2 protein-coding genes are annotated in these 2,695 nt (G+C 71.4%); both read left to right on the top strand.

Features of this window, described 5'->3' with window-relative positions:
• Positions 1–462: 462 nt before the first annotated feature.
• Positions 463–912, top strand: a complete 450-nt coding sequence (locus ACFU99_RS40135; RefSeq protein WP_384402657.1) for a PTS glucose transporter subunit IIA — start codon at positions 463–465, stop codon at positions 910–912.
• A 78-nt stretch (positions 913–990) separates the two neighbouring features.
• A complete protein-coding gene (gene ptsP, locus ACFU99_RS40130; protein ID WP_384402654.1) occupies positions 991–2,661 on the top strand; it encodes a phosphoenolpyruvate--protein phosphotransferase in 1,671 nt (556 codons plus the stop codon).
• Positions 2,662–2,695 lie beyond the last annotated feature (34 nt).

The following is a 2,695-nucleotide window of genomic DNA, read 5'->3' as shown; positions in this document are numbered from 1 at the left end:
AGTCTGGCGTTGACTTTTGGCACGCTGTTGAGTTCTCAAGGAACGGACGCTTCCTTCGTGACCGTTTCACCGGTCTCTCCGGGCGCTTCCCTTCGGTGTTCCACCACTCTATCAGTTCTTTTTCCGCTCCCTTACCGCTCGTTTTCTGCATATACGTATATACGCAGACACACAGAAGCGAATCCGAGAATTGGATCAGTATCCGATAGGTGCCGCCCTCCGACTCGCCCGCAGCTGACTGCGTGCCTCGGTCGTGGGCAGGGATACGACAGTACATGCCCCGCAGGGTCGAGGCAAATCGATTCCTCGCGGCGGGCTCATCGCGGGCTCGCCGCGGGGCCGCACTCTTATGGATCTTGTGTGCGGAATCCGCTGTTCCTATGACTTACCCTTCTGACCAGTGCGTCGTCCGGTACAGGTAGTGACGGCGCGTGATGAATCTCCGCCCCTGGGAGGCTTCCCATGACCACCGTGACGTCCCCGCTCACCGGACGCGCCATCGGACTCGCGGCAGTGCCCGACCCGGTCTTCTCCGGCGCGATGGTGGGGCCCGGTACCGCCGTCGACCCGGTCCGTGAACCGTCCGAGGCCATCGCGCCCGTGGACGGTGTCGTCGTCTCCCTGCACCCTCACGCGTTCGTCGTGGTGGACGGCGAGGGACACGGTGTGCTGACCCACCTCGGCATCGACACCGTTCAGCTCAATGGCGAGGGCTTCGAGCTGCTCGTCAACAAGGGCGACACCGTCACGCGCGGCCAGGCCGTCGTGCGCTGGAACCCGGCCGCTGTCGAAGAGGCCGGCAAGTCGCCGATCTGCCCGGTCATCGCGCTGGAGGCGACCGCCGACGCGCTCGGCGACGTCCGCGAAGAGGGCGACCTCAAGACCGGTGACACGCTCTTCACCTGGCAGTGATCCCTGGGCCGCCATAGGCGGCGCGTACGACATCCACCGCGGCGGCCGTAGCCGTCGCATCAATGGGAGACAGGTGAAATGGAGACAACGCTGCGAGGCGTCGGTGTGAGCCACGGTGTGGCGATCGGCGAGGTACGGCACATGGGCACGGCGGTCCTGGAGCCGCCGGCCAAGCAGATCCCCACGGACGAGGCTCCGCGCGAACAGGGGCGCGCGCGCCAGGCCGTGGAGGCCGTGTCCGCCGATCTCATCGCGCGCGGGAACCTGGCCGGCGGTGAGGCTCAGGCCGTGCTGGAGGCCCAGGCCATGATGGCCCAGGACCCCGAGCTGATGGCCGACGTCGAGCGGCGTATCGCCGTGGGCAGCACCGCGGAGCGGGCGGTGTACGACGCCTTCGCGGCCTACCGGGCGCTGCTGGCCGGGGCCGGCGAGTACCTCGCGGGCCGGGTCGCCGACCTGGACGACGTACGGAACCGCATCGTGGCGCGGCTGCTGGGCGTGCCGATGCCGGGCGTGCCGGACAGCGACGAGCCGTACGTGCTGATCGCGCGGGACCTCGCGCCCGCCGACACCGCGCTGCTGGACCCGGCGCTCGTGCTCGGGTTCGTGACCGAGGAGGGCGGGCCGACCAGCCACAGCGCGATCCTGGCCCGTGCGCTCGGGGTGCCGGCCGTGGTGGCGCTGCCCGGTGCGGGCGAGCTGGCCGAGGGCACGGTCGTCGCGGTGGACGGCAGCACGGGCGAGGTCTTCGTCGAGCCGGACGCGGCCAAGCGCGCCGAGCTGACGGGCGCCGCCGAGGCCCGTAAGGCCGCTCTCGCGGCGTCGTCCGGGCCGGGCGCCACCTCCGACGGGCACAAGGTGCCGCTGCTGGCGAACATCGGCGGGCCCGGTGACGTGAAGGCCGCGGTCGAGGCCGGCGCGGAGGGCGTGGGCCTGTTCCGTACCGAGTTCCTGTTCCTGGACGACAGCTCGAAGGCGCCGTCCGAGGAGAAGCAGGCCGAGGTCTACCGCGAGGTCCTGTCGGCGTTCCCCGAGGGCCGGGTGGTCGTGCGGGTGCTGGACGCCGGGGCGGACAAGCCGCTGGACTTCCTGACGCCGGCGGACGAGCCGAACCCGGCGCTGGGCGTGCGGGGGCTGCGCAGTCTCCTCGACCACCCGGAGGTGCTGCGCACGCAGCTGGCGGCGCTCGCCAAGGCCGCCGAGGGGCTGCCGGTCTACCTGGAGGTCATGGCCCCCATGGTGGCCGACCGGGCGGACGCCAAGGCGTTCGCGGACGCGTGCCGCGAGGCCGGGCTCCAGGCGAAGTTCGGCGCGATGGTGGAGATCCCCTCCGCCGCACTGCGGGCCCGCTCCATCCTTCAGGAGGTGGAGTTCCTGTCGCTGGGGACCAACGACCTCGCGCAGTACACCTTCGCGGCCGACCGGCAGGTCGGCGCGGTGTCGCGGCTCCAGGACCCGTGGCAGCCCGCACTGCTCGACCTGGTCGCCGCGTCGGCCGAGGCCGCCAAGGCGGAGGGCAAGAGCTGCGGCGTGTGCGGCGAGGCCGCGGCCGATCCGCTGCTGGCCTGCGTGCTGACCGGTCTGGGCGTCACCAGCCTGTCCATGGGCGCCGCGTCCATCGCGTACGTGCGCGCCACGCTGGCCAAGCACACGCTCGCGCAGTGCGAGCGCGCCGCCGCGGCGGCGCGTGCCGTGGACTCCGCCGACGAGGCCCGGCGGGCCGCGCAGGCGGTGTTGTCCGGCGAGTGAGCCGGATGTGAGCTCCCGCGACGAGGGGCGTTCC

Origin of the sequence: Streptomyces sp. NPDC057654 (assembly GCF_042800135.1) — a bacterium.
Classification (GTDB): Bacteria; Actinomycetota; Actinomycetes; order Streptomycetales; family Streptomycetaceae; genus Streptomyces.
Note: the sequence above shows the minus strand (reverse complement) of the source record. Positions and strands in the feature narration are given on the sequence as shown.

Bases quoted from the DNA above. Each gene is read 5' to 3' on its own strand.
- ptsP (WP_384402654.1), top strand. From the start codon at position 991: ATGGAGACAACGCTGCGAGGCGTCGGTGTGAGCCACGGTGTGGCGATC.
- ACFU99_RS40135 (WP_384402657.1), top strand. From the start codon at position 463: ATGACCACCGTGACGTCCCCGCTCACCGGACGCGCCATCGGACTCGCG.